Raw genomic sequence first — 24,339 nt, forward strand, 5'->3', positions numbered from 1 at the left:
ATCGTGGGGAACATCGGCCATTTCGACAACGAGATCGACATGGCGGGTCTGGCGGGGGTGGCGGGCATCGTGAAGGACGAGGTCAAGCCGCAGGTCCACACGTGGACCTTCCCTGACGGCAAGGTGCTGATCGTGCTGTCCGAGGGGCGTCTGCTGAATCTGGGCAACGCGACCGGCCATCCGTCGTTCGTGATGTCCAACAGTTTCGCGGACCAGACGCTGGCCCAGATCGAGCTGTTCACCAAGCCCGAGGAGTACCCGACCGACGTCTACGTGCTGCCCAAGCACCTGGACGAGAAGGTCGCCCGTCTCCACCTGGACTCCCTGGGTGTCAAGCTCACCACGCTCCGTCCGGAGCAGGCCGCGTACATCGGTGTCGAGGTCGAGGGCCCGTACAAGCCCGACCACTACCGCTACTGACCCCCGTCCCTGTCCGCCGACTCCCCTCACGGACCCCCGTCACCGACTCGCATCGAAGAGCCGGGCGGCCACCTCGCGTGGCCGCCCGGCTCTTTCCGGCAGCAGGCATCCGTGCTTCGAGCGCACCTCTAGGCCGGTCGGCGAGTCTCGAAGCCGATCGGCACCCGCACGATCCGGCCATCCCGCCGTCCCGGAGGAGACAACTGTGAGGCACAACCGATGAGGCGCGTCGTCATCACCGGGATCGGAGTGGTCGCGCCCGGTGGAGTGGGCACCAAGGAGTTCTGGTCGCTGCTGACGGCCGGCCGGACCGCCACCCGTGGAATCACCCTGTTCGACGCGTCGCAGTTCCGTTCCCGCATCGCCGCAGAGGTCGACTTCGACCCGCAGGCGCACGGATTCACCGCCGAAGAGGCCGGGCGCCTCGACCGGGCCGCCCAGTTCGCCCTCGCGAGCGCGCGGGAGGCCCTCTCCGACAGCGGTCTGGCCGGCGGGCTGGACCCGCTGCGCACCGGCGTCACGCTGGGCAGCGCGGTCGGCTGCACCACCGGACTCGACACCGAGTACGCGGCGGTCAGCGACAGCGGCACCCACTGGCTCGTCGACCACGAGCGCGCCGTACCGCACCTCTACGACTACTTCGTGCCCAGCTCCATGGCCGCAGAGGTGGCCTGGGCCGCGGGCGCCCAGGGCCCGGTGTCCATGGTCTCCACCGGGTGCACCTCAGGCCTGGACTCCCTCGGGCACGCCGTGGAAGTCATCCGCGAGGGCTCGGCGGACGTGATGGTGGCCGGCGCCACCGAGGCGCCGATCTCCCCGATCTCGGTGGCGTGCTTCGACGCCATCCGCGCCACCTCCCCCCGCAACGACGAGCCGGAGACCGCCTCGCGGCCCTTCGACCGCACCCGCAACGGGTTCGTGCTCGGCGAGGGGGCGGCCGTACTGGTCCTCGAGGAGTTCGAGCAGGCCCGCCGCCGTGGTGCCCATGTGTACGCCGAGATCGCGGGGTTCGCCTCCCGCAGCAACGCCTTCCACATGACCGGACTGCGCCCCGACGGCAAGGAGATGGCAGAGGCCGTCAGGGCCGCGCTCGCCGAGGCCGGGCTCGACGCCTCCGCCGTCGACTACATCAACGCGCACGGCTCGGGCACCAAGCAGAACGACAAGCACGAGACCGAGGCGTTCAAGCGCAGCCTCGGACAGCGGGCGTACGAGGTGCCCGTCAGCTCCATCAAGTCGATGATCGGTCACTCGCTCGGCGCGATCGGCTCCCTCGAAGTGGCCGCCAGCGCCCTCGCGATCGAGCACAACACCGTGCCGCCGACCGCGAATCTGCACGAGCCCGACCCGGCCTGCGACCTGGACTACACCCCGCTGACCGCGCGCGAGCAGCGCACCGACACGGTGCTGACCGTCGGCAGCGGATTCGGCGGCTTCCAGAGCGCCATGATCCTCACCCGCCCGCGTCTGGGGGAAGCGGCATGACCACCACCATCACCCGCGACGAGACCGGGGGCCGCACCGGCGGCCGTACGGCCGGGGCCGTCGTCACCGGCATCGGCGTCGCCGCCCCCAACGGCCTCGGCGTCAAGGCATGGTGGGACGCCACCCTGCGCGGCGAGAGCGGCATCGGGCCCCTGACCCGCTTCGACGCCACCGGCTACCCGGCCCGCCTCGCGGGCGAGGTCCCCGGCTTCGTCGACGAGGAGCACATCTCCAGCCGGCTGCTGCCCCAGACCGACCGTGTCACCCGGCTGTCGCTGGCCGCCGCCAAGGAGGCCCTCGACGACGCCGCGGTCGACCCGGCCCGGCTGCCCGAGTACGCGGCCGGAGTCGTCACCGCCAGCTCCGCCGGAGGCTTCGAGTTCGGCCAGCGCGAGCTGGAGCTCCTCTGGAGCAAGGGCGGCGCCTACGTCAGCGCCTACCAGTCCTTCGCCTGGTTCTACGCCGTCAACTCCGGCCAGATCTCCATCAAGCACGGGCTGCGCGGCGCCAGCGGCGTCGTCGTCTCCGAGCAGGCCGGCGGCCTCGACGCCGTCGCGCACGCCCGCCGTCAGCTGCGCAAGGGCGCCTCGCTCGTCGTCACCGGCGGCCTCGAGTCCGCCGTCTGCCCCTGGGGCTGGGCCGCGTACATGGCCTCGGGCGAACTCAGCACCTGCGACGATCCGGCGCGCGCCTACCTTCCCTTCGACGAGGACGCGAGCGGCCATGTCGTCGGCGAGGGCGGCGCGCTGCTGATCCTCGAGGACGCAGAGGCCGCCCGCGCCCGTGGCGCCCGGGTGTACGGCACCGTCGCCGGCTACGCCGCCACGTTCGACCCCGCTCCCGGCAGCGGAGGCGCACCCCGGCTCGCCGACGCGGCCCGGCTCGCCCTCGCCGACGCCGGGGTCCGCCCCGAAGAGGTCGGCGTCGTCTTCGCCGACGCCGCCGGAACCCGCGCCGCCGACCGCGCCGAAGCCGGGGCCATCGCCGCTGTCTTCGGCCCGCACGGTGTGCCCGTGACCGCGCCCAAGACCATGACCGGCCGGCTCTCCGCGGGCGGCGCCTCGCTGGACCTGGCAGCCGCCCTGCTGTCCCTGCGCGACCAGGTCGTCCCGCCGACCACCGGTGTCACGCGGCCGGCCGCCGACTGCCCCGTCGACCTGGTCACCGGCGGCGCCCGGCGCACCGGTGGCTCCCTGCGCACCGCCCTGGTGCTGGCCCGTGGCCGCGGCGGCTTCAACGCGGCAACCGTCGTCCGCGCGGTCTGACACACCGCTCGACGCCCCACTCCGCAATCCCCAAGAGAGAAAGAGGTACCACCGTGGACCGGCTGGAAATCAGCGATCTGACCACCCTGCTGCGCGAGTGCGCCGGCGAGGGCGAGGGCGTCGACCTCGACGGCGACGTCCTGGACACCCTCTTCGTCGACCTCGGCTACGACTCCCTGGCCGTCCTGCAGACCACCGGCCGCATCGAGCGCGACTACCAGGTGGTCCTCGACGAGGAGGCGATCGACGACGCCGAGACCCCGCGGCTGTTCCTCGAACTCGTCAACCGGGCGATCGACGCCCGCGACGGCGCCGCCACCGCCGCCTGACCACCCCGCCGCCCGGCCGCCTGACCACCCCGCCGCCCGGCCGCCCGGCCGCTGCGTCACCCCGCCTTCCCCGCACTCCCTCACCCCGCACCGAGAGGTTCACGATGACTGGTCCCAACCGCCGACGGTTCGTCACGGGCACCGTGGCCGCAGCCACGGCCACGGCCGCCGGGGCGGCCTCGGTCGCCGCCGCCGCGCCATCCGCCCGGGCACACGCGGCATCCGGCGACCCCGGCTTCGGCACGGTCACCGTGGGGGAGGCCGACCCGCGCTACGAGGACCTCGCGGTCCGCGGCGCCAACAAGCGCTTCACCACCCGCCCGGAGTCCTTCCGCCTGGTCTCCTCGACCGCGCAGGCCGTGCGCGCCGTGGGCGACGCGGTACGCGCGGGCAAGCGCATCGCCGTACGCAGCGGCGGGCACTGCTACGAGAACTTCGTCGGCGACCCGGCCGTCGAGGTCGTCATCGACCTCGCGGAACTCGACACCGTCCGCTACGACGCGGGCCGCCGCGCCTTCGAGGTCGGCGCGGGTGCCCGGCTCGCCGACGTGTACCGCACGCTCTACTACGGCTGGGGCGTCACCGTCCCCGGCGGCGCCAGCGCCTCCGTCGCCTTCGGCGGCCATGTCCTGGGCGGCGGCTACGGACCTCTCTCCCGCCGCCACGGCATCTCCTCCGACCACCTGTACGCCGTCGAGGTCGTCGTGGCCGACGCCGCCGGCCGGGCCCGCGCCGTCATCGCCACCCGCGACAGCAACGACCCGCACCGCGAACTGTGGTGGGCCCACACCGGCGGGGGCGGCGGAAACTTCGGACTCGTCACCCGCTACTGGTTCCGCTCGCCCGACGCGACCGGCAGCGACCCGTCGCGACTGCTGCCCCGCCCGCCCGGCAGCGTCCTCACCTCCACGGTGATGTTCCCCCGCGACGGCATGGACAAGGCCGCCTTCCGCGCCCTGGTGCGCAACCACGGGCGCTGGCACGAACGCAACAGCGGCCCGGACTCGCCGTACCGGGGCCTGTTCAGCGGCCTGGTGCTGCTCGGCAAGCAGCACCAGAACGACCAGGGGATGGCCGCCATCGCGTTCACGCACCTCGACGCCACCCTGCCGGACGCACCGCGGCTGCTGCAGAACCACATCGACGCGCTGACCGCGGGCGTGACCGTCCAGCCGCTCGTCATGCCCGCAGAGAAGATGCCGTGGCTCGCCTCGGTCAACTCCCTCGCCGCGGCGCAGGACGCCGAGACGGGCCGGCAGAAGATCAAGTGCTCGTATCTGCGCAGCGCGTTCACCGACGAGCAGATCGACGTCCTCCACGAGCGGCTCTCCGGCCTCGACCACTCCAACGACACCAGCTCGGTGTCGCTGCAGTCCTACGGCGGCCGGGTCAACGCCGTCGCCCCGGGCGCCACCGCATCGGCCCAGCGCGACTCGGTTCTCAAGGCCCTGTTCATGAACACCTGGCAGGACCCGGCCCAGGATGCCGACAACACCGGCTGGCTGCGCCGCCTCTACGCGGACGTGTACGCCGCGACGGGCGGTGTCCCGGTACCGGGCGGCCAGGGCGACGGCTGCTTCATCAACTTCCCGGACGTGGACATGGCCGACCCCAGGTGGAACACCTCCGGTGTCCCGTGGCACGAGCTGTACTACAAGGGCAACTACCCCCGGCTGCAGGCGGTCAAGGCCGCCTACGACCCGCGTGACGTCTTCCGCCACGCGCTGTCCGTCCGCCCGGCCGGGCGCTGACCCGGCGCCACGGCACACGGACAGGGCCGGTGCGGTATGCACCGGCCCTGTCCGTGCGCTGTCGGTGCGCCGTTCGCACGGCGCACCGCTCAGCCCGCTTCGCGCTCCAGCACCGTCGTGGTGAACAGATTCGGGTCGCTCGTGCTCAGCCGGCGCAGAGCCGTCGCGTGGGGAACGAAGTCGGGATGCGTGACCGCCCGGCGGAAGGACTCGGCGTCCGTCCACTCGGCGACGTTCACATAGCTCGCCGGGTCGTCGGCGTGCCGCATCAGCCGGTGCCGGACAAAACCCGGCCGGTCGGCGAAGAAGGCCGAGGTCTCCTCGAAGAGCCGCTCGAACTCCTCCACCGGACCGCTGACGGTGAACCTGTTGACGAAGGTGACCACTGTGTTGCCTCCGGGACTCGGGCGGACGGTCCGCGCTTGGAAGGTCCCCCCTCCGGCTCGACCCGCGCTCGAACGGCAGCCGAGCGTACCCGGCCATGCTGCCTCGCAGGCACGTCCACACCCGTCCCGCGTGCCGGTCCACGCCCCCGAACCACCCCGAGGAAGGACACCATGGGATCCGAGTACGCGATCCACGCCGAGGAACTGCGCAAGCGGTACGGCGACGCCCACGCCCTGAACGGGTTCGACCTGCAGGTTCCGCCCGGCACCGTGCACGGTCTGCTCGGCCACAACGGTGCGGGCAAGACGACCGCCGTCCGTATCCTCGCCACCCTGGCCGGGTTCGACAGCGGCCGCGCGGAGGTCGCCGGCTACGACGTGGCGCGCCAGAGCGCCCAGGTGCGCTCCCGGATCGGACTCCTCGGCCAGTACGCCGCGGTCGACGAGGTGCTCTCCGGACGCCAGAACCTCGTGATGTTCGGCCGCCTCTACCACCTCGGCAAGAAGGAGGCCGGAGCCCGCGCCGACGCCCTGCTCGAGCAGTTCGGCCTCGCCGGCACCGGCGACAAGCAGGTCAAGGACTACTCGGGCGGCATGCGCCGCCGCCTGGACCTGGCCGCCAGCCTCATCCTCGCCCCCAAGGTGCTCTTCCTCGACGAGCCCACCACGGGCCTGGACCCGCGCAGCCGCAACGAGGTCTGGGGGGCCGTCAGGTCCCTGGTCGACGACGGCACCACCGTGCTGCTCACCACCCAGTACCTGGACGAGGCCGACCAGCTCGCCGACCGCATCTCCGTGATCGCCTCCCCCGGCAAGGAAGGCGGCCGGGTCATCGCCGAGGGCACCCCGGACGAGCTCAAGTCCGCCATCGGCGGCGACCGCATCGACGTCACCGTGCGCCACGCCGGCGACCTCGCCACCGCGGCCGGTGTGATCCGCGGTGTCACCGGCAGCACCGCAGAGACCGATGAGGACAACCGGCGGGCCGGTGCACCCGTCGCCGACCGCGTCGCCGCCCTCACCGGAATCGCCCGCGCTCTCCAGGAGGCCGGCATCGACGTCGAGGACATCGCCCTGCGCCGCCCCACCCTCGACGAGGTGTTCCTGCACCTCACCGGCGAGCGCACCGGGCACAAGGACGACACGAAGGAAGAGGTGACGGTGTGACCACCGCAAACCCGCAGGCGGACGCCCGCACCGGCAGGCTCGGCTGGGCCCTGTCCGACTCCTGGGTCCTCACCGGGCGTTCGCTCGCCCACTGGGCCCGCAACCCCGCCCCCGTCATCATCGGACTGCTCTTCCCGATCATGATGGTGCTGATGTTCGGCTACCTCTTCGGCGGAGCCATGCAGGTGCCCGGCGGCGGCAACTACCGCGAGTTCCTGGTTCCCGGCATGTTCGCCATGACGATGGTGTTCGGCATCGAGGTCACGATGCTCGCCGTGATCACCGACGCCGCCAGGGGCGTCACCGACCGGTTCCGGGCCATGCCCACCTCCTCCGCAGCCGTGGTCACGGGCCGCAGCATCGCCGACATGCTCAACTCGGTCCTCGGCCTCGCCGTCATGATCCTGTGCGGCCTCGCCGTCGGCTGGCGCGCCCACGAGGGGTTCCTCAACGCCCTCACCGCCGTGGGCCTGTTGCTCCTGCTGCGCTTCTCGCTGCTGTGGGTCGGCATCTACCTCGGCCTGGTGTTCACCGACACCGCCGCCGTCACCGCCGTCCAGACCCTGGTGTGGCCGCTCGGCTTCCTGTCCAACGCGTTCGTCTCGCCCGACACCATGCCCGGCTGGCTCGCCGCCGTCTCGGAGTGGAACCCGCTCTCCGCCACCGGCACCGCCACCCGCGAGCTGTTCGGCAACCCCGGCTGGGAAGGCGGCTCCTGGGCCTCGGAGCACGCGATTCTCCTCGGAATCGCCTGGCCGGTCGTGATTTGTGCGATCTTCTTCCCGTTGGCCGTGCGACGCTATCAGCGGCTCGGCCGCTGAACGAAGGGGAGCAACCGAACCCATGGCAGAGGCATTGACGACGGCCGGTCAGGCAGCCGGACTCGCCCGGTGCGCAGTGGTCTTCGAAGCCGGAGACCCGGCCCGCACAGGGAGGATCCTGTTCTGGCGGCCGGACGGCGGACCACTCCCCGACCGGCCCGACGGCCCGGGAGAACATTCCGAGGCCGTCCTCGTCACCGCCACCGACGGGGCGGCCGGCGGCACAGCCGTCCAGGCGCGCCCCGTCCCCGTGCTCCGGATGCCCGTCGCCGACGCGCTGCCGGCGCTCGCCCACGCCGCCAGGCCCGGCACCGGGGCCCACCCGGCCGCCGCGTTCTGGGGCAGCGCCACCGCGCTCGCGCTGCATCTGGGTGCCCGCCGACGGCTGCTGCCGGGCGTCTCACCCGCCGGGTACGACGCCTGGCGGGTCGGCCCCCTGGACCTGGACGACGTACAGCGCATCCGCGAACTCGCCGCCGCCGCACCGCCGGAGGCCCGCGCCCTGCCGCTGCCCGGCCCCGGCGCGCCCCGGCTGCCGGACGCCGAAGGACTCGTACGGGCCTTCCTGGACGCCGTCGCCGACACCCTTCCGCGCACCCCCGCCGCCGAATCCGCCTCCGGCCGGGCCGCGTTCTCGGCCCCGGCACCCCAGCACGTACCCCAGCTGCGGGCCTGGGCCGACGAGGTCTCGGCCGGCCTCGACTCCGGCGTACGCATCTCCCTGCGCCTGGAACTGGCCACCGCGCAGGACCGGCCGCCGCAGCTGCGGCTCGTCCCCTGGGCGCACAGCCTTGCCGACCCGACCCTGACCGCGCCCGCCCGCACCGTCTTCGACGGTGGCGCCGCCGCGTTCGGGCACCGGGCCGCCGCCGACATCGCGGGCGCCGTCCGCCGCGCCGCCGGGGTATGGCCGCCGCTGGAAGGGATGCTGCCGGTCCCCGGCGAACTCGAACTCTCCGACGCCGAGATCGGCGACCTGCTCGGTGGCGGCGCCGCCCGGCTCCGGGCCCACGGAATCGACCTCCACTGGCCCGAGGACACCTCCCGCGGGCTGGGCGCGCAGGCCGTCGTCGGCGCCGGCCTCACCCCGCCCGCGGACATGCGTTCCTTCCTCGGCGGCGCCTCCACCGTCGACTTCCGCTGGCAGCTCACCCTCGACGGCGAACCGCTCACCGACACGGAGGCCGCGCAGGCCGCCGCCGCGGAACGGCCCGTCGTGCGGCTGCGCGGACGCTGGTTCCTCCTCGACGCCCCGCTCGCCCGCAAGGCACGGGAGCCGGAACTGAAACCGCTCACCCCCATCGAGGCACTCGGCGCCGCCCTCACCGGCCACGCCGACATCGGCCGCGAGCAGGTCCGCGTCGCCCCGACCGCCTGGCTGCTCGCCCTGCGCGAGCGGCTGTCCGACCCCGAGGGCGGCAACGAGCCGCTGCGTCCGCCCGCCGCGCTCGACGCCACCCTGCGCGACTACCAGCTGCGCGGCGTGCGCTGGCTGGAGCGCATGACCTCCCTGGGCCTCGGCGGCTGCCTCGCCGACGACATGGGCCTGGGCAAGACCGTCCAGCTCATATCGCTGCACCTGTTCCGGCAGGAACACGCCGACACCACGGGGCCCACGCTGGTCGTCTGCCCGGCCTCGCTGCTCGGCAACTGGGAACGGGAGGTACGCCGCTTCGCCCCCGGCACACCCGTACGCCGCTTCCACGGCACCGGACGCACCCTGGACGGCGCGGGCGAAGGCTTCGTCCTCACCACGTACGGGACCATGCGGCTCGACACCGAGGTCCTCGCCGCGCACCGCTGGGGGATGGTCGTCGCCGACGAGGCCCAGCACGTCAAGAACCCGCTGTCGGGAACGTCGAAGGCGCTGCGGCTGATCCCCGCGGGCGCACGCATCGCCCTGACCGGCACCCCCGTCGAGAACAACCTCTCCGAACTGTGGGCGATCCTCGACTGGACCACACCCGGACTGCTCGGCTCGCACGGTCACTTCCGCTCCCGCTGGGCCAAGCCCATCGAGGCCGAACGCGCCGGCGCCGAGGCCGCCGTCCAGGACGAGGACACCGCGGCACGGCTCTCCCGGCTCGTCAGGCCGTTCCTGCTCCGCCGCCGCAAGTCCGACCCGGGCATCGCGCCCGAACTGCCGCCCAAGACGGAGACGGACCGGCCGGTCTCCCTCACCCGCGAGCAGACCACCCTGTACGAGACGCTGGTCCGCGACATCATGGCCGAGATCAAGAGCAGTGAGGGCATCGCCCGCCGGGGCCAGGTCCTGAAGCTGCTCACCGGCCTCAAGCAGATCTGCAACCACCCGGCCCAGTTCTTGAAGGAGCACGGCCCGAAGGAGCACGGCCCGGGACAGGACAAGCCGCTGCTGGCCGGCCGTTCCGGCAAACTCGCCCTGCTCGACGAGCTGCTGGACACCATCCTCGCCGAGGACGGCGCGGTCCTGGTCTTCACGCAGTACGTCGCCATGGCGCGGCTGCTGGAGCGTCATCTCACCGACCGGGGCGTCCCCGTACAGTTGCTGCACGGCGGAACTCCCGTGCCCCGCCGCGAGGAACTCGTACAGCGCTTCCAGAACGGCGAGGTACCGGTCTTTCTGCTGTCGCTGAAGGCGGCCGGCACCGGCCTCAACCTCACGCGCGCCGACCACGTCGTCCACTTCGACCGCTGGTGGAACCCCGCCGTCGAGGCCCAGGCCACCGACCGCGCCCACCGCATCGGACAGACCAGGCCGGTGCAGGTCCACCGGATGATCGCCGAGGGCACCATCGAGGACCGGATCGCCGCCATGCTCCAGAGCAAGAAGGAACTGGCGGACGCCGTGCTCGGCGCGGGCGAGGCCGCCTTCACCGAGCTGACCAACGACGAACTGGCCAACCTGGTCGAGCTGAGGAGCGCCGGATGAGCGGGCACGAGGCCGCCGACAACGCGAACACCGGGGCACGCGGCTTCCCGGCCTTCGCTGCGCGCAAGGGCGGACGCGCCCGCGGCCGGTCCTGGTGGGCCAAGGCCTGGGTCGAGGCGATGGAGGACACCTCCCTCGACCCCGAGCCGCTCAAGAAGGGCCGCACCGTGGCCCGTTCGGGCGTGCTCGGCCCGGTGACCGTGAGCCCGGGACGGATCGCCGCGCCGGTGTACGACGGCGAGGACAGCTGCACCGTGGAGATCGCGCTCACCGTCCTCGACGACGACGAGTGGGACCTGCTCTGGGAGAAGCTCGCCGAACGGCCCGCCGAGCTCGAGGCCGTTCTGGCGGGCGAACTGCCGGCGGATCTGATGGAGGCGGCCGAGGACGCCCGGGTGCGGCTGCTGCCGGGCTACGGCGACCTGGAGCCGGAATGCGGCTGTGACTCCTTCGACCACCCCTGCGCGCACGCCGCCGCGCTGTGCTACCAGGCGTCCTGGCTGCTGGACGAGGACCCCTTCCTGCTGCTGCTGATGCGCGGCCGCGACCGGGAGCCAGCGCTCGACGAACTCAGGACGGCCGTCCTGATGGGCATCATGGGCGCGCAGGACGAGGACGACTACGAGGAAGAGGACGAGGACGAGGACGGGACCGGGGACGGGCCGCCCCGGGGACCGGCCGACGAGCCCGCGGACGCAACGGCCGAAGGCATCGACGCCGGCCTCGCCCACACCCTCGGCATCCCCCCGCTGCCCGCCCCGCCCCCGCTGCCCGAGGCCCTGCACACGGACGGTGACGCCCCCTCGGGCATCGAGGCCGACCCGATGGAGCGGCTCGCCGACGACGCCGCCGTCCGCGCCCGCGCACTCCTGGCGTACGCGCTCGGCCACACCACGGCCCCGCCGGCCCCGCTCACCCACTGGCAGGACACCGTCCGCATCGCCGCCCACGCCGACCCGCGCACCCTGGAGCGGCTCGCGGAGGCCAGTGGCAGAGGGGCAGAACTGCCACGGGCCGCCGAGGCCTGGCGGCTGGCCGGCGCGGCGGGTCTCGCCGTCCTCGAGGAGACCTGGACCCCCGACCGGCAGGAGACCGCGCGGGCCCGGACCGCGCTGGCCCTCGGCTGGGAGGAGGACGAACTCCCCGAACCGGCAGTCCGGCACAACCGCTGGACCTTCGAGGAGCGCGGCCTGCAACTGCGCCAGGGCCGCGACGGCCGCTGGTACCCGTACCGCCGCGAAGGGGACGGATGGTGGCCCGCCGGCGGACCGGAGACGGATCCCGCGGCGGCCCTCACGGAGCTTCTGGGCGGCTGAGGCGCGGGGCGTCGGGCCCTCACGGAGCTTCTGGGCGGCTGAGGCGCGGGGCGTCGGTAGAGCGCGTATCGGCGGGATCGTGCGCCGCGCCTCCCCGCGGCACGGCGCTCCCTTCGGCCGATCCCGACACCCACCGCCGCGAAGGCCACCGCCGCGAAGGCCACCGCCGCGAAGGCCCGGCGTGGGCAGCGGTCAAGGCCGGGCGGGCGGCGCGGGAACCCCGCTCTCCCCGTGGCGACCGCCTCAGGGGACGGGGTGCCCGCGACGGCCTCTGTCAGGCGCCGACGTAGGCCGCGAGGTGCTCGCCCGTGAGGGTGGAGCGGGCGGTGACGAGGTCGGCGGGCGTGCCCTCGAAGACGATCCGGCCGCCGTCGTGGCCGGCGCCGGGACCGAGGTCGATGATCCAGTCGGCGTGCGCCATGACCGCCTGGTGGTGCTCCACGACGATGACCGACTTGCCGGAGTCGACGAGCCGGTCGAGCAGGCCGAGCAGCTGCTCGACGTCGGCGAGGTGGAGGCCCGCGGTCGGCTCGTCGAGGACGTAGACGCCACCCTTCTCAGCCATGTGGGTCGCCAGCTTGAGCCGCTGCCGCTCGCCGCCGGACAGGGTGGTGAGCGGCTGGCCGAGGCTCAGGTAGCCGAGACCGACGTCGGCGAGCCGGACCAGGATGCGATGCGCTGCCGGCGTGTGCGCCTCGCCCGCGCCGAAGAACTCCTCGGCCTCGGTCACCGACATCGCCAGCACCTCGCTGATGTCGCGGCCGCCGAGGTGGTACTCCAGCACCGATGCCTGGAACCGCTTCCCTTCGCAATCCTCACAGGGGGTGGCGACGCCGGCCATCATCGCCAGGTCGGTGTAGATGACGCCGGCGCCGTTGCAGGTGGGGCAGGCGCCTTCGGAGTTGGCGCTGAACAGCGCCGGCTTCACGCCGTTGACCTTCGCGAACGCCTTGCGGATCGGTTCGAGCAGTCCGGTGTACGTCGCCGGGTTGCTCCGCCGTGAGCCGCGGATGGGGCTCTGGTCGACCGAGACCACGCCCTCGCCGGCCGGGATCGACCCGTGCACGAGCGAGCTCTTGCCGGAGCCGGCGACGCCGGTGACGACGGCGAGCACCCCGAGCGGGACGTCGACGTCGACGCCCTGCAGGTTGTTCGCCGTCGCGCCGCGGATCTCCAGCGTGCCGGTGGGCTTGCGTACCGTCTCCTTGACGGCGGCCCGGTCGCCGAGATGGCGGCCGGTGACGGTGCCGCCGGCCCGCAGCCCCTCGACGGTGCCCTCGAAGCAGACGGTGCCGCCTTCCGTACCGGCGCCGGGGCCGAGGTCGACGACGTGGTCGGCGATCGCGATCACCTCCGGCTTGTGCTCCACGACGAGCACCGTGTTGCCCTTGTCCCGCAGCCGCAGCAGCAGGTCGTTCATCCGCTGGATGTCATGGGGGTGCAGGCCGATGGTGGGCTCGTCGAAGACGTAGGTGACGTCCGTGATCGAAGAGCCGAGGTGACGGATCATCTTGACGCGCTGTGCCTCGCCGCCCGACAGCGTGCCCGCCGGCCGGTTGAGCGAGAGGTAGCCGAGCCCGATCTCCACGAACGAGTCGAGGGTCTGCTGCAGCGCGGTGAGCAGCGGCGCCACCGACCGCTCCTTGAGCCCTCGGACCCACTCGGCCAGGTCCCTGATCTCCATCGCGCAGGCGTCGGCGATGCTGATCTTGTCGATCTTCGACGACCTGGCGCCCTCGCTGAGCCGGGTGCCGTCGCACTCGGGGCAGGTGGTGAAGGTGACCGCCCGCTCCACGAACGCCCGGATGTGCGGCTGCATCGCCTCCTTGTCCTTGGACAGGAACGACTTCTGGATCTTGGGGATCAGCCCCTCGTAGGTGAGGTTGACACCGTTGACCTTCACCTTGGTCGGCTCACGGTAGAGGAAGTCCTGCATCTCCTTCTTGGTGAACTCGCGGATCGGCTTGTTCGGGTCGAGAAAGCCCGACTCGGCGTAGATCCCCACGGTCCACACGTTGTCCGACTTCCAGCCGGGAATGGTGAACGCGCCCTCGGTGATCGACTTGGAGTCGTCGTAGAGCTGGGTGAGGTCGATGTCGGAGACCGTGCCGCGGCCCTCGCAGCGGGTGCACATGCCGCCGGTGCGCTCGAAGGTCGCCTTCTCGGCCTTGGTCCTGGCGCCGCGCTGCACGGTGATCGCACCGCTCGCCCGGACCGAGGCGGTGTTGAAGGAGTACGCGCTGGGCGGGCCGATGTGCGGCTTCCCGAGCCGGCTGAAGAGGATGCGCAGCATCGCGTTGGCGTCGGTGGCGGTGCCGACCGTGGAGCGGGGGTCGGCACCCATCCGCTGCTGGTCGACGGAGATCACGGTGGTCAGCCCGTCGAGGACGTCGACCTCGGGCCGCGCCAGCGTCGGCATGAAGCCCTGTACGAAGGCGCTGTAGGTCTCGTTGATCAGCCGCTGCGACTCCGCGGCGATCGTGTCGAACACCAGAGAGCTCTTGCCCGAGCCGGAGACGCCGGTGAACACCGTCAGCCGGCGCTTCGGGATCTCGATGCTGACGTCCTTGAGGTTGTTCTCCCGCGCGCCGTGCACGCGGATCAGATCGTGGCTGTCGGCAATGTGCTGCGCAGGCGACTGCGTGTCCGTCCTCGTGGTCCTGCTCATCGTGTCTCCATCATCTTGGGCGGGGCCGCCTTCGCGGTCCCGTCGGCGTCGCCTGGCTCGATCCGACCAGCCCCGAGCGTAACGTCTGGTTCTCCTTCGACGGCGTGGTCGCGAAAACCGTCGCTGCCGACCTGATCGGCGGTGCCGGCCGGTGGCGCGAGAACCAGGGCATCGATGCCGCTTCGGCCCGTGCCCCCGGGCACCGCAGCGCGTGAACCGGGCCGCCTCCCTCACCGTCCCTGCCGGGTCGCCCGCCCTCCGTACACCAAGGCTCGAACGGTTCTCCAGGCGTGAAAACCACCATCGGTCACAGATCGTTCGGCCGGAGGGACGGGGAAGATGGCAGGCGGAGACAGCGCTGTGCGCGTGGGGACGACCCCCGCTGACGCGTTTCTCGTCCACGCGCGGCTGCGGCCCGGGGCGCCGGCGCTGGTATGGGGGGACGAGGAGACCAGCTACGGCGAACTGCTCGGGCTCGTCGGGTCCGAGAGGCTGCGGGTGGCAGGCCTGGCCGCCGGGCCCGGGGAGCCCGTCGGGGTTCCGGCCGTCAAGTCCCCCGGCACCGTCGCGCTGATCCTGGCCTGCCTGCTGGAGCGGCGGCCCGTGCTGCTGTCCGCCGGGACGCTGGGGCAGGAGGTCCTGGAGCGGCTCTACGAGCAGGCCGGCGTCCGCCATGTGCTGGCCGCGCGGGCCGTCCCCGGCGGGGAAAGCGGCGGGGAAGGCGGCGGGGACGACGGCGGGGCGGAGCCCGGGCGGGCGCCGCGGCCCGGGGCTCCCGCGCTGCTGCTGACCACTTCCGGGTCCACCGGAATGCCCAAGATCGTGCCGCTGGGCGGCGAGGCGATCACGGAGTTCACCGGCTGGGCGGGAACGCACTTCGGTATCGGTCCCGGCACCACCGTGCTCAACTACGCGCCCCTCAACTTCGACCTCTGCCTGCTGGACGTGTGGACCACCCTCGCCCACGGCGGTCGCGTCGTCCTCGTCGACCCCGAGCGGGCCTTGCAGGGCCCCTACCTGCTCGGGCTCGTCGAGCGGCACGCGCCGGAGGTGGTGCAGGCCGTCCCGATGTTCTACCGGCTGCTCGCCGACGCCGCCCGCGCGGCCGGCGACCGCGTCCTGCCGGGTGTCCGGCACGCCGTGTTCACCGGCGACACCATGCCCGTACCCGTTCTCGAGGCCCTGCCGCGGCTGCTTCCCGGCGCCCGTCTGGCCAACGTCTACGGATGCACCGAGACCAACGACAGCTTCCTGCACGAGGTGACCGACCCCACGGTCCCCGCCCCGCTCGGCCGGCCCCTGCCCGGCGTCGGCGCCCTCGTCGTCACCGCCGACGGCGCCGTGCTGGAGGGCCCCGGAACCGGCGAGCTGTATGTGTCGACCCCCTTCCAGAGCAGCGGCTACCTCGGTGCGGGCGGCAACGGCGCCTTCGTGCCCGACCCGCGCCCGGACGCACCGTCCGGCGGGCGCCGCTGGTTCCGCAGCGGCGACCTGGTCCGGCGCGACGCCGACGGCGTCCTCACCCTCGAGGGCCGCACCGACTTCCAGGTCAAGGTCCGCGGTGCGCGGGTCAATCCGCAGGAGGTCGAGCACGTGCTCCTCGAACACCCCCAGGTGACGGAGGCCGCCGTCCTCGCGCTGCCCGACCCGGTGGCCGGCCGGCTTCTGCACGCCGTCGTACGGCGCGGCGCCGGAAGCGGACTGAACAGCCTCACCCTGCGCGGCCATCTGGCCCGCCGGCTGCCGCGCACCGCCATCCCCTCCACCGTGCGGATCACCGATGAGCCGCTGCCCCGGACTTCCACCGGCAAGGTCGACCGTGACCGCGTCGCCCGGGCCCGTACCAGCAAGGAGAGCTGACATGCCAGACATCCTGACGGCCGTCAGGCGGTTCGTCGTCGAGGAGTTCCTCCCGGACGTCACGCCACAGGAGCTCGACCCCGACCTCGACCTGCTGGACGAGGGCGTCATCGACAGCCTCGGCCTGCTCAAGGTGATCGCGTGGATCGAGTCGACGTACGACATCGACACCGACGAGGTCGACCTCGACCCGGACGCCTTCCGGTCGGTCGCCGCCATCGGGGCGTTCGTCGAAAGCGTCTCCCCGGCGCGGCCGGAGGCGGCCTAGCCATGCACGAAGCCCTGGTCGCCCTCATCGGCGGCGGCCGACCGGTGGATCTGGGGACCTGGCGGTCCTTCTGGGACCGGCTCCACGACGGGGGCCTGCGCCGGGGCGAAGCGGTGGCGCTGCTGTCCTCGCTGTCCACCTCCCTGCCCGAACGTGCCACGCTGACCGCGCTGCTGGACTCGCTCGACGAGCGCCGCCCGGACCGGGCCGTGAGCTTCGAGAACACGGTCAACATCGTCGGCACCGGCGGCGGGCCGCGGACCTTCAACATCTCCACCGCGGCCGCCTTCACCGCCGCCGCCATGGGCGCGAAGGTCGTCAAGACCGGCTCGCGCGCCTACACCAGCGGCTACGGCTCCGTGGACCTGCTGGAGCTGCTCGGGATCGGGCTCACCGGCTCGTACGAGCAGACCCACGAGGTCCTGGAACGCGACGGCATCGCGTTCGCCGGCTCCTTCGTCTATCCCGCCGAGCTGGCCCGCCTCGGCCGCAGCATCCTCCCCCTCGGCATGCGCGACATCGGCCGGTTCGTCAACGTCCTCGGACCCTTCCTGTCCGGTGTGCCGGTCACCGCCCAGCTCACCGGTGTCTCCGACCCCCGGACGCTCCCGGCGCTCCGCCAGGCCGCCGAGCACATCGCGCGCCGCACCGGCCGCACCGTGTGGGTCTGCACCAACGACCTGGGGGCCGACGAGCTCGTCGGCTTCGTCCCGAACCGCGTGCGCACCTACGAGGGCGGCGGCGAGGACGAGTTCACGCTCCGGCCGGGTGCGCTGGGCCTCGCGCCCGGGCACCTCGGGGACCTGCGCCAGGCGGCCGGCGGCGGCGAGGACGTGGTGCGCCGCTTCCTGGACGTGCTGTCAGGGGAGGGCGACCCGGTGGCCGAGCAGACCGTCTGTCTCAACGCCGCGGCGCTCGCCGTCGCCGGGCGGCTGACCTCCGACTGGCTCGGTGCGCTGGCCGCCGCCGAGGCCGCGATCCGCGACGGCTCGGCCCGGGCGCTCGTGGAACGGCTGCGTTCACGGGCGGTGGCCGTTGTCTGAGTTCTTCGCCGGGCGCCGGCCGGGACGCCCCGGCCTCGCCCTCTTCCTCAACGCGGGCGACCCGCCCCTCGCCGTGCTGCCCGAGCTGCTCGCCATGGCCGACGAGAACGACGTGGACTGCGTCGAACTCGCCGTGCCCTTCCCCGACTCGGTCACCGACGGACCGGTCATCCGGCGCTCGGCGGACCGGGCGCTCGCACAGGGCGTCACCCTCGACACCGTCCTGGCCGCCGTCGCCGCCGTCCGCCCCTCGCTGCGCCGGCTGCGCATCGCGCTGCTCGCTGACTGGAGCCACACGGTCAGGGGCACCTCACTGCCCGGCTTCACCCGGGCCGTGGCCGGGGCCGGCTGCGACGGGCTGCTGCTGCACGGGCTGCCGCCGCGGCTGCGCGAGCCGTACCGGGAGGCCTCCCGAGAGGCCGGACTGCCGGTCGTCACCACCTGCTACGCCGTCTCCGGCCCCCAGGTACGGGCGGACGCGGCGGCCCACGCCTCCGCCTACCTCTACCTGGTGGCCCACTACGGCCGCAGCGGCACCGCGGCCCCGCTGGACGAGCGGCGGCTCGCCGACGCCGTCCGGGAGCTCGGGGCCGCGTCCGCGGCGCCCGTCGCCGTCGGCTTCGGCGTCCGCACCGCCGGGGACATCGCCCGCCTCGAACGGCTCGGCGCCGGGTCCGTCGTCGTCGGCAGCGCGGGCGTGGCCCGCATCGAACGGGCCCTCACCCACCGCCGCGACCCCGTCGCGGAGTTCGCGGAGTTCGTACGGGAGCTGCGGTCGAACGCCACCGCGCGCTCCGGCACCACCGTTCCGAAGGGAATCGCATCATGATCATTCGCAAGCTCGAAGACGTCGCCTCCGTCGAGTGGGGCAACGGTCTCAGCCGCCGCTTCCTGACCGAGCGGGACGGCGTCGGCTACTCGGTGACCGACACGGTCGTCCGCGCGGGCACCAAGTCCCGTCTGGAGTACCGCAACCACCTGGAGACCTGCTACTGCATCGAGGGCAGCGGCGAGGTGATCGACACCGCGGGCAACTCGCACCCGATCACCCCCGGCACCCTGTACGCCCTGGACCGGCACGACGCCCACTGGCTGGTCGCCGCGCCGCACGAGGACCTGCGCCTGGTCTGCGTGTTCTCCCCGGCGCTGCGCGGCGACGAGAGGCACAACCTCGACTCGCCCGAGTTCTCGCAGTACTAGGGCCTCTCGTTCGCGACGAAAGACCCCAGCCCCGGCCGGGGCGCCTACCCGCACAGGAGCACGTAGATGATCAAGTGGAGCGGTGACCAGCAGGCCCTGCGCGACGGCCTCGGCCCGTACCTGGACGTCCTGAACGCCGGCCACGCCGAGCAGGACGCCGCCGCCGCCTTCCCGCACGAGAAGTGGGCCGTCCTGGCGGGCGCCGGGATCCTCGGCCTGCCCTTCGACGAGGAGTACGGCGGCCTCGGGCAGGACCTCCTCACCACCATGTACGTGCTCGAAGGCCTGGGCGAGGGCTGCCGCGACGCCGGGCTGAACTTCTCCGTGTGCACTCACCTGGTCAGCACCGGAGTCCCGCTCCAGCGCTTCGGCAACCCCGGGCTCAAGGAGCGGTATCTGCCCCGCATCAGCTCGGGCGAGCTCATCGCCGCGCACGCCATCAGCGAGCCCGACAGCGGCTCCGACGCGCTGGCGATGCGCACCCGTGCCCGGCGCGACGGCGGCGACTGGGTGCTCGACGGCAGCAAGGCCTTCGTCAGCAACGGGCCGGTGGCCGGGGTGTTCGTGGTGTACGCGCGCACCAGCGACCGCCCCGGCCCGCTCGGCTGCACCGCCTTCCTGGTGGAGCGCGACACGCCGGGCCTGACCGTCGGCGCCCCCGTCGCCAAGATGGGTCTGCGCACCTCACCGCTCGCCGAACTCTTCCTCGACGACTGCCGGATCCCGGCCGACCGGGTGCTCGGGCGCGTCGGCGGGGGCTACCTCGTCATGGAGTACGTGATGCGGTGGGAGATCCTGCTCTCCTTCGTCGTCAACGCGGGGGAGATGCGCAGCAGGCTCGACCGCTGTGTCGCCTACGCCAAGGAGCGCGTCCAGTTCGGCCGGCCGATCGGCTCGAACCAGGCGATCTCGCACAAGCTCGTCGACATGCGCATCGGCCTGGAGACCTCACGGCAGTGGCTGTACGGCACCGCCGAGAAGATGGCGGCCGGGGAGAACGTCACCGAGGACATCGCCATCGCCAAACTCGTCACGAGCGAGGCCAACGTGGCCTCCGCGCTGTCCGCCGTGCAGATCTTCGGCGGCTACGGCTACCTGGCGGAGTACGGCATCGAGAAGGAACTGCGCAACTCGGTCGCCGGAACCGTCTACTCGGGCACCTCCGAGATCCAGCGCAACCGCATCGCCGCGCTGCTCGGCCTCTGAGCAGCCGCCCGGACGCCCCCGGCCACCCGGCCACCCCGCCACCGGGCCCCCGACTCCGACGGAAGCGGACCACCAGCATGAACCGCAACGACCTGCGCCCCACCGAGTTCCTGGACCACGAGTCAGCGGAGGTCCGCGAGTTCGTCCGGGCCTCGCTGCCGCCCGGCGGGGGCCGGACCCCCACCGAGCAGGCCGTCGCCCTCTACTACGCCGTCCGCGACGGCATCCGCTACGAGGTGTACGGGGCCGACCTGTCCCGCCGCGGCCTGAGCGCCGGCCAGGTCGTGCGCACCGGCTCCGGCATGTGCCTGCACAAGTCCGTGCTCTACGCCGCGTCCCTGCGCTCCCTCGGCATCCCGGCCCGGCTCGTGCTCACCGACGTACGCAACCACCTCGCCTCCGAGAAGCTCAGGCAGCTCCTCGGCGGTGACGTCTTCCACCAGCACGCTCTGACCTCCGTGTGGCTGGAAGGCCGCTGGGTCAAGGCCACCCCCGTCTTCAACAGGACGCTGTGCCGGCTGTACCGGATGGCCCCGCTGGAGTTCGACGGCACCGCCGACAGCCTGCACCACCCCTTCGACGAGCAAGGGCGGCGCCGGATGGAGTTCCTGCGCACCCACGGCGAGTTCGACGACCTGCCCTACGACATGGTCCTCGAGGATCTGCGCACCGCGCACCCGGGGCTGTTCAGGGAGGGCGCCGCCACGGCCTTCGCGGACGGTTCGCTGGCCGAGGACGCGCCGTCCGCGCCCCGGGCGGGGGCGGGCGCATAGTGCTGGTCAAGTTCTGCGGTGCCACCACCGAGTCGGAGGTGGCGGCCGTCGCCACGGCCGGGGCCGACCTCGTCGGCCTCTGGTACGCGGTGCCCGGCGGCCCCGCCGAGCTGGCGGCCGGCCGGGCCGTGCAGCTGTGCGCCGCCGCCCGGGAGACCGGCCGCGCCGAACCCGTACTCGTCACCTTCTCCCACGACACGGAGGACCTCCTGGCGGTGGTGGAGGCCGGGCGGGTGCCCTGGGTGCAGCTGCACGGCTTCCAGGCGCCGTCGGTGGTGCGCCGGCTGCGCCGTGACGGGCCGCCGGGCCTGCGCATCGTCAAGGTCCTGCATGTGGACGCGGCCGGGCGGTGCCTGGAGGGTGCGCTCGCCGGAGCGTACGAGAAGGCGGGCGCGGACTGTGTGCTGTACGACGCGGTCGGTGCGGACGGCAGGATCGGCAGCACGGCCCGCTCCCTGGACCCGGCCGCCGTCACCGCGCTCGCCGGGCGCACCGGCCTGCCGTTCCTGCTGGCGGGCGGACTGCACGCGCAGAACAGGGCCGCCTTCGAAGCGGTCGTCGCCCACCCGCGGTTCCTCGGCATCGACGTCGACTCGGCGGCCAGGGGACCGGGCGGGCTGCTCGACGCCCGGGCCGCCTCCGCGGTCGCCCACGCCTGGCGCGCCGGCACCGCAGCCGCACCCGGGACGGCGGCATGAGCGCCCCCTTCACCGATGCCCTGACCACCGCCCGGCTGCCGCTGGTGATGGAGGTCAAGTGCCGTGACGCCGGGGGCGAGGATCTGCTCGGCGGCCGGCCGGTCGCCGACGTCGTCGCCGCCTACGAGGCCGCCGGGGCGCCGTGTGTCTCGGTGGTGACCGGCCGCTGGTTCGGCGGGAGCGAGGACCTGCTGGCCGAGGTCGCCGGCCTGACCCGGCTGCCGCTGCTGCGCAAGGACTTCATCACCAGCCGTCGCCAGCTCCGGCGCAGCGCCGAACTGGGCGCCTCCGCCGTACTGCTGACGGTCCGTCTGCTGTCCTCCGACACCCTTCGGCTGCTGACGCGGCAGGCCCTCGATCTCGGTCTGACGCCGTTCGTCGAGGTCGGCGACGAGGAGGAGGCCGCGGCCGTACGGTACGGCGCGGACTGTGTGGTCGCGGTCAACAACAAGGACATCACGACCCGGGAGCGGGGCGAGGGCGACCTCTCCCGCAGCCCGGCCCTGCTGCCGGCGGTCCGGGCCACCGGGACCCGGTGCCCGGTCAGCGCCAGCGGCATCCACAGCCCGCAGGACGCCGCGGCCCTGGTCGACGCCGGTTTCGCGGGGCTGCTGGTCGGCACCGGGCTCCTGCGGGCGGCGAGCCTGGAGCAGTGGTGCGAGGACTTCGCCCGCGCGCGTACCCGCCGGCCGTGACCGCCCTGCCGGGCCGGATCGGGCCCTGAACCTGCCCGGGGCGGGCCTCGCGACGGCCTTCCCCTCGTGGAGGCGGCCTTGGAGCGTTGACTTACCGTCAGTACGATGCGGCTTAGTTGATCACTCAGCGTGTGGTTCCGGCCATGGTTCGTGACGTATCACGCAGAGTGCTCGCGCGCCGACAACTGAGAGGGAATCAAGAGTGCCCCACGCACTGGCAGTTCCGCCGACCTACGCTCCCATCCCGTCCGCCGTGCACCCGAACCACGCCGCCATCGACGCACGGACCGCAGCCTGGGCCGACACCTTCGACATCGGATCACCGGAGTGGCGCAGCCGCCTCGTCACCCAGGACATCGGCGTGTTCGCCGCCCGCATCCTTCCCGAGGGGCAGGAGGAGGTCGTCGCCCTTCTCTCCGACTTCGTCATATGGCTCTTCGGGGTGGACGACGGCTATTGCGAGGAGGGTGAACTCGGCGGCAGGCCCGGCGAGTTGGCGGCGACGCTGCACCGTCTGCTGCGCATCGCGCAGAACCCCGAATCGCCCATGCTCACGGACGATCCCCTCGCGGAAGGGCTGCGCGATCTGACGCTGCGGGTGTCCCGATGCGGAACCGCCCTGCAGGCCGCGCGGTGGGTGGACACCCTGCGCGAGTACTTCTTCGCCGTGGTGTGGGAGTCGGAGCACCGCGCCGCGGGCCGGGTTCCGGGGCTGAACGACTATGCGCTGATGCGCCTCTACGACGGTGCGACCTCCGTGGTGCAGCCGTTCCTTGAGATGGGGTACGGGTTCGAACTCCAGCCGTACGAGCGGGACAGCAAGGCGGTGCGGGCCGCCGCAGAGATGACCTCGTTCATCACCACGTGGGACAACGACATCTACTCCCACCACAAGGAAAGCCGCGGGACGGGCTACTACCTGAACATCGTCCGGGTGCTGGAGCGCGAGTACGGACTGAGCCCGGAGCAGGCGCTGACCGCGGCGGTGGCCCAGCGCGACCGCGTGATGTGCCTCTTCCTGAGCCTGCGCGCCAAGCTGGAGGACGAGGGAAGCCCCCAGGTGCGGCAGTACCTGCGCGGCCTCTCCTCCTTCATCCGGGCCACCCAGGACTGGAGCATCAGCTCCCTGCGCTACACCACGCCCGACGACCCGGCCCTCCTCCCCTCGTCGTTCACCGACGAGCCGAGTGACGGCAGCACCGATCCGCTGGACATCCCGTCGATCTCCTGGTGGTGGGATCTGGTGCCCGTCTCCCGGACGGCACCCCTGGGCGAGTAGCTCCCCCGCGCAGCCCCTCGTGGGGACGTCGTGGGACGGCCGTCACCTGCCGGCCGTTGGAACGGGAACGAGATGGCCGGTCATGGACGCCGCTGCGGCGTCCATGACCGGCCCGGCCCGGCGACGGGGGACGCCGGACCGCCTGCTGTTTCAGCCCCGGGCCGCTGCCGCCGAACGCCGCCGGGCAGCAGGGGTGTTGCGCCTGCCGCGGGCGGTGCGGCCCCACGGCTTGTAGACGGACACCACCGCGGCGACGGTGAGCAGCACGAACAGCAGCGGGACACTCCACAGCAGGAAGTCGGCGGGCCAGCCGGGCTTCGCCACGCCTGCGGCGGCGTCAGCGGTGTTCTCGGTGGCCTTCATGACGATCGGGTGGATCACGAACCAGGCGAAGACCGTCATGAAGAGGGTGATGACCCACTTCACGATGATCCAGAAGTGCAGCATGAATCCCCATGCGGTGCCCCAGGACAGCAGGATGCCCGTGATGGCGGCGGTGATGCTGAACACGGTGACGCTGGTGTCGTCGAAGACGTACATCGCCTGGTAGACGCCCTTGGCGATGGCGGGGTCGTCGGTCGTGTACCCCATCACGGCCAGGACCACCATCGACAGGGACATCCCGACCCAGCCGACCGATGTGACGACATGGATCGCCAGCGTCAGTTTCCGGGCCCGGCGGCTCAGTTCGAACTTCTTCTTCCCCTTCTGGACCTTCCTCTCCTTGGCGGTGCCCAAGGGCTGTGTGCCTGCGGTGGCCTGGGAGCGGTCGACAGCGGGTGCGGACAAGATTCATGC

Annotated in this window: 22 protein-coding genes; 19 read left to right on the top strand and 3 right to left on the bottom strand. The window is 72.6% G+C overall.

Annotated features, from left to right (window positions below; translation table 11 throughout):
- The 5 genes from ACFU5O_RS29020 to ACFU5O_RS29040 all read left to right on the top strand — a co-directional run.
- The coding region (locus ACFU5O_RS29020) for an adenosylhomocysteinase (RefSeq protein WP_384245015.1) at positions 1 to 420 on the top strand (420 nt) is incomplete at its 5' end.
- A 219-nt stretch (positions 421 to 639) separates the two neighbouring features.
- Entirely contained in the window at positions 640 to 1,905 is a 1,266-nt protein-coding gene (locus ACFU5O_RS29025) for a beta-ketoacyl-[acyl-carrier-protein] synthase family protein (RefSeq protein ID WP_384245016.1), read from the top strand.
- The gene (locus tag ACFU5O_RS29030; RefSeq protein ID WP_384245017.1) at positions 1,902 to 3,170 is read left to right on the top strand and encodes a ketosynthase chain-length factor; all 1,269 of its coding nucleotides are present in this window, start codon (positions 1,902 to 1,904) and stop codon (positions 3,168 to 3,170) included. Before ACFU5O_RS29025 ends, ACFU5O_RS29030 begins: the two co-directional genes overlap by 4 nt.
- A gap of 53 nt (positions 3,171 to 3,223) precedes the next feature.
- Positions 3,224 to 3,499: an acyl carrier protein gene (locus ACFU5O_RS29035; RefSeq protein WP_384245018.1), complete on the top strand. Its 276-nt coding sequence runs from the start codon at positions 3,224 to 3,226 to the stop codon at positions 3,497 to 3,499.
- Between the two features lie 104 nt (positions 3,500 to 3,603).
- On the top strand, positions 3,604 to 5,250 hold the full coding sequence (locus tag ACFU5O_RS29040) for an FAD-binding protein (protein WP_384245020.1): 1,647 nt from the start codon (positions 3,604 to 3,606) through the stop codon (positions 5,248 to 5,250).
- 89 nt (positions 5,251 to 5,339) lie between these two features.
- On the opposite strand, the gene ACFU5O_RS29045 is transcribed toward ACFU5O_RS29040, so the two are convergent.
- On the bottom strand, positions 5,340 to 5,636 hold the full coding sequence (locus ACFU5O_RS29045; protein ID WP_384245021.1) for an antibiotic biosynthesis monooxygenase family protein: 297 nt from the start codon (positions 5,634 to 5,636) through the stop codon (positions 5,340 to 5,342).
- 171 nt (positions 5,637 to 5,807) lie between these two features.
- On the opposite strand from ACFU5O_RS29045, the gene ACFU5O_RS29050 reads away from it, so the two are divergent.
- The 4 genes from ACFU5O_RS29050 to ACFU5O_RS29065 are packed head-to-tail and all read left to right on the top strand — an operon-like array spanning position 5,808 to position 11,851.
- Positions 5,808 to 6,803, top strand: a complete 996-nt coding sequence (locus ACFU5O_RS29050) for an ATP-binding cassette domain-containing protein (protein WP_384245022.1) — start codon at positions 5,808 to 5,810, stop codon at positions 6,801 to 6,803.
- Positions 6,800 to 7,624 (top strand): ABC transporter permease, encoded by an 825-nt coding sequence (locus ACFU5O_RS29055; RefSeq protein WP_384245024.1) that lies wholly within the window; start codon positions 6,800 to 6,802, stop codon positions 7,622 to 7,624. Before ACFU5O_RS29050 ends, ACFU5O_RS29055 begins: the two co-directional genes overlap by 4 nt.
- 22 nt (positions 7,625 to 7,646) lie before the next feature.
- Positions 7,647 to 10,535, top strand: a complete 2,889-nt coding sequence (locus ACFU5O_RS29060; protein WP_384245025.1) for an SNF2-related protein — start codon at positions 7,647 to 7,649, stop codon at positions 10,533 to 10,535.
- Positions 10,532 to 11,851 carry a hypothetical protein gene (locus ACFU5O_RS29065; protein ID WP_384245026.1) on the top strand — a complete coding sequence of 440 codons (1,320 nt, stop codon included), beginning with the start codon at positions 10,532 to 10,534 and terminating at the stop codon, positions 11,849 to 11,851. The genes ACFU5O_RS29060 and ACFU5O_RS29065 overlap by 4 nt, the downstream gene beginning before the upstream one ends.
- A gap of 274 nt (positions 11,852 to 12,125) precedes the next feature.
- Here ACFU5O_RS29065 and ACFU5O_RS29070 read toward each other — a convergent pair whose 3' ends face one another.
- The gene (locus ACFU5O_RS29070; RefSeq protein WP_384245027.1) at positions 12,126 to 14,519 is read right to left on the bottom strand and encodes an ATP-binding cassette domain-containing protein; all 2,394 of its coding nucleotides are present in this window, start codon (positions 14,517 to 14,519) and stop codon (positions 12,126 to 12,128) included.
- A gap of 339 nt (positions 14,520 to 14,858) precedes the next feature.
- Between ACFU5O_RS29070 and ACFU5O_RS29075 the strand changes: the two genes are divergently transcribed.
- The 10 genes from ACFU5O_RS29075 to ACFU5O_RS29120 all read left to right on the top strand — a co-directional run bounded on the left by ACFU5O_RS29075 (position 14,859) and on the right by ACFU5O_RS29120 (position 23,541).
- Entirely contained in the window at positions 14,859 to 16,379 is a 1,521-nt protein-coding gene (locus ACFU5O_RS29075) for an AMP-binding protein (RefSeq protein ID WP_384245029.1), read from the top strand.
- A 1-nt stretch (position 16,380) separates the two neighbouring features.
- On the top strand, positions 16,381 to 16,647 hold the full coding sequence (locus ACFU5O_RS29080) for a phosphopantetheine-binding protein (protein ID WP_384245031.1): 267 nt from the start codon (positions 16,381 to 16,383) through the stop codon (positions 16,645 to 16,647).
- A 2-nt stretch (positions 16,648 to 16,649) separates the two neighbouring features.
- Entirely contained in the window at positions 16,650 to 17,690 is a 1,041-nt protein-coding gene (locus ACFU5O_RS29085) for an anthranilate phosphoribosyltransferase (protein WP_384245033.1), read from the top strand.
- Entirely contained in the window at positions 17,683 to 18,519 is an 837-nt protein-coding gene (gene trpA / locus ACFU5O_RS29090) for a tryptophan synthase subunit alpha (RefSeq protein ID WP_384245035.1), read from the top strand. The genes ACFU5O_RS29085 and trpA overlap by 8 nt, the downstream gene beginning before the upstream one ends.
- Positions 18,516 to 18,890 carry an ectoine synthase gene (locus tag ACFU5O_RS29095; RefSeq protein ID WP_384245036.1) on the top strand — a complete coding sequence of 125 codons (375 nt, stop codon included), beginning with the start codon at positions 18,516 to 18,518 and terminating at the stop codon, positions 18,888 to 18,890. Before trpA ends, ACFU5O_RS29095 begins: the two co-directional genes overlap by 4 nt.
- A 66-nt stretch (positions 18,891 to 18,956) precedes the next feature.
- Positions 18,957 to 20,096, top strand: coding sequence for an acyl-CoA dehydrogenase family protein (locus ACFU5O_RS29100; RefSeq protein WP_384245038.1), 1,140 nt, complete (start codon positions 18,957 to 18,959; stop codon positions 20,094 to 20,096).
- 77 nt (positions 20,097 to 20,173) lie between these two features.
- The gene (locus ACFU5O_RS29105) at positions 20,174 to 20,869 is read left to right on the top strand and encodes a transglutaminase family protein (RefSeq protein WP_384245040.1); all 696 of its coding nucleotides are present in this window, start codon (positions 20,174 to 20,176) and stop codon (positions 20,867 to 20,869) included.
- Entirely contained in the window at positions 20,869 to 21,567 is a 699-nt protein-coding gene (locus ACFU5O_RS29110; RefSeq protein WP_384245042.1) for an N-(5'-phosphoribosyl)anthranilate isomerase, read from the top strand. Before ACFU5O_RS29105 ends, ACFU5O_RS29110 begins: the two co-directional genes overlap by 1 nt.
- Positions 21,564 to 22,262 (top strand): indole-3-glycerol-phosphate synthase, encoded by a 699-nt coding sequence (locus ACFU5O_RS29115; RefSeq protein WP_384245043.1) that lies wholly within the window; start codon positions 21,564 to 21,566, stop codon positions 22,260 to 22,262. Before ACFU5O_RS29110 ends, ACFU5O_RS29115 begins: the two co-directional genes overlap by 4 nt.
- A gap of 202 nt (positions 22,263 to 22,464) precedes the next feature.
- Positions 22,465 to 23,541 (top strand): selina-4(15),7(11)-diene synthase, encoded by a 1,077-nt coding sequence (locus ACFU5O_RS29120; protein WP_384245045.1) that lies wholly within the window; start codon positions 22,465 to 22,467, stop codon positions 23,539 to 23,541.
- 150 nt (positions 23,542 to 23,691) lie between these two features.
- Here the strand turns inward: ACFU5O_RS29120 and ACFU5O_RS29125 are convergent, their stop codons facing one another.
- Positions 23,692 to 24,330: a hypothetical protein gene (locus tag ACFU5O_RS29125; protein ID WP_384245047.1), complete on the bottom strand. Its 639-nt coding sequence runs from the start codon at positions 24,328 to 24,330 to the stop codon at positions 23,692 to 23,694.
- Between the last annotated feature and the right edge of the window lie 9 nt (positions 24,331 to 24,339).

The sequence above is a fragment of the Streptomyces sp. NPDC057445 genome (assembly GCF_042802855.1).
In the GTDB taxonomy this organism is placed as follows: Bacteria; Actinomycetota; Actinomycetes; order Streptomycetales; family Streptomycetaceae; genus Streptomyces.

What these genes read in the sequence shown, in the direction of transcription:
- ACFU5O_RS29025 (WP_384245016.1), top strand. Translation starts at nt 640, where the DNA reads ATGAGGCGCGTCGTCATCACCGGGATCGGAGTGGTCGCGCCCGGTGGA.
- ACFU5O_RS29030 (WP_384245017.1), top strand. Translation starts at nt 1,902, where the DNA reads ATGACCACCACCATCACCCGCGACGAGACCGGGGGCCGCACCGGCGGC.
- ACFU5O_RS29040 (WP_384245020.1), top strand. Translation starts at nt 3,604, where the DNA reads ATGACTGGTCCCAACCGCCGACGGTTCGTCACGGGCACCGTGGCCGCA.
- ACFU5O_RS29050 (WP_384245022.1), top strand. Translation starts at nt 5,808, where the DNA reads ATGGGATCCGAGTACGCGATCCACGCCGAGGAACTGCGCAAGCGGTAC.
- ACFU5O_RS29060 (WP_384245025.1), top strand. Translation starts at nt 7,647, where the DNA reads ATGGCAGAGGCATTGACGACGGCCGGTCAGGCAGCCGGACTCGCCCGG.
- ACFU5O_RS29065 (WP_384245026.1), top strand. Translation starts at nt 10,532, where the DNA reads ATGAGCGGGCACGAGGCCGCCGACAACGCGAACACCGGGGCACGCGGC.
- ACFU5O_RS29070 (WP_384245027.1), bottom strand. Translation starts at nt 14,519, where the DNA reads ATGAGCAGGACCACGAGGACGGACACGCAGTCGCCTGCGCAGCACATT.
- ACFU5O_RS29075 (WP_384245029.1), top strand. Translation starts at nt 14,859, where the DNA reads ATGGCAGGCGGAGACAGCGCTGTGCGCGTGGGGACGACCCCCGCTGAC.
- ACFU5O_RS29080 (WP_384245031.1), top strand. Translation starts at nt 16,381, where the DNA reads ATGCCAGACATCCTGACGGCCGTCAGGCGGTTCGTCGTCGAGGAGTTC.
- ACFU5O_RS29085 (WP_384245033.1), top strand. Translation starts at nt 16,650, where the DNA reads ATGCACGAAGCCCTGGTCGCCCTCATCGGCGGCGGCCGACCGGTGGAT.
- ACFU5O_RS29095 (WP_384245036.1), top strand. Translation starts at nt 18,516, where the DNA reads ATGATCATTCGCAAGCTCGAAGACGTCGCCTCCGTCGAGTGGGGCAAC.
- ACFU5O_RS29100 (WP_384245038.1), top strand. Translation starts at nt 18,957, where the DNA reads ATGATCAAGTGGAGCGGTGACCAGCAGGCCCTGCGCGACGGCCTCGGC.
- ACFU5O_RS29105 (WP_384245040.1), top strand. Translation starts at nt 20,174, where the DNA reads ATGAACCGCAACGACCTGCGCCCCACCGAGTTCCTGGACCACGAGTCA.
- ACFU5O_RS29115 (WP_384245043.1), top strand. Translation starts at nt 21,564, where the DNA reads ATGAGCGCCCCCTTCACCGATGCCCTGACCACCGCCCGGCTGCCGCTG.